Annotated in this window: 1 protein-coding gene; it reads right to left on the bottom strand. The window is 68.4% G+C overall.

The annotated features are described in order from the left end of the window. A partial coding sequence (locus tag G9373_RS45345; RefSeq protein WP_346842944.1) for a hypothetical protein occupies nt 1-1,150 on the bottom strand: 1,150 nt, incomplete at its 3' end. Nucleotides 1,151-1,164: the final 14 nt, after the last annotated feature.

Raw genomic sequence — 1,164 nt, 5'->3', positions numbered from 1 at the left:
TGACGATGCCGTCCTCATTGCCGTGGGGGTAGAGAAGTTCGGCGAGGCGTCGACCGGTGACGGTGAAGCTGGGCGCTGTCTCTCGTTGGAAGAATTCCTTCTTGCGGGTGCGCAGGAGGTCTTCACCGTCGCGGTGCCAACAGAAGCGGGGCCTTCGCAGCAGGGTCCGGAAAACGAGGTCGACGCCGTCGGGATGGCGTTGCGCCAGTCTGCGGAGCGGCAGGGCGGAGACCGTGTCGTCGTCGAGGTAGGCGCGCAGAAGGGCGATGTGGGTGTGGTCGCCGGCCAGCGCGGGATCAGCGAACATCGCGTCCAGACGGCCGAAATCCTGGTAATAGTTGAGGCCCTCGGTCTCGTCGTAGATCAAACCGACGCTGTCCGCGTCGAGGTAGTCCTCGGGCAGTCGGCCCATCTGCTCGGCGGTCAGCGCGTGCGGCGCCGCCGGGCTGCTGGGTGGGTCGTGGGCCGTTGTGGCGGCATCGGCCCGGGCGAGGTGGTGCCGGTAGTACTCGATCAGTCGCGCCTGGGCCGCGGCGGGCGGCAGGATCACCAGATCGGTTCCGAAGAAGTCGAGGAATGCGGCACGGGCGTCGGCCTGCAGCTGCCAGGCCCGCTGGTACAGGTCGCGGTTGCGGCGCAGCAGACTCGGATCGGCGGTGAGCACTTCCTGCGCGGCCTGCGCGAGGACCGGGCCGGAGGACGCGGGGAAGGGGAGCAGGTGGCCGCTGATCAGCCAGTGTCCGGTGACGGGGTGGACGGGCACGATGCGGCAGTAGACGAACATCCCGGGCTGCAGTGCGGCGACCACGTCCGGGCCGGTGTTGGAGTGTACCGGGTAATACAGGTCGTCGACGAGGTTGTGGAGGACGACGGTGCCGAGGTCGTCGTCGGCTGCCGGGTGCACCTCGAAGTAGCCCTCGACGACGTCACGCCACCCCAGCAGCATCGCGCGCTCGTCGTCGGTCAGGGGTGGGCGGCGGAGTGCTACGAACTGTTCCACCACGGTGCCGCCGTCTCGAAGGCGGTACTCGAGGGCGAAGTGATCGATGGTGCGGACGAGGACGGCCTCGTCGAGCGGGCCGGTGCCGGCCGCGTCCCGGAGCAGAGCAGTCAACTGCCGGTCGAAACGGGCGTGCTGGACGAAGTCCACCAACTCACTCTTCA

It is taken from the genome of Rhodococcus sp. A14 (assembly GCF_011603105.1).
GTDB classification, from domain to species: domain Bacteria; phylum Actinomycetota; class Actinomycetes; order Mycobacteriales; family Mycobacteriaceae; genus Rhodococcus_F; species Rhodococcus_F opacus.
The sequence above is the reverse complement of the archived record's forward strand: the minus strand, read 5'-3'. Positions and strand labels throughout refer to the sequence as shown.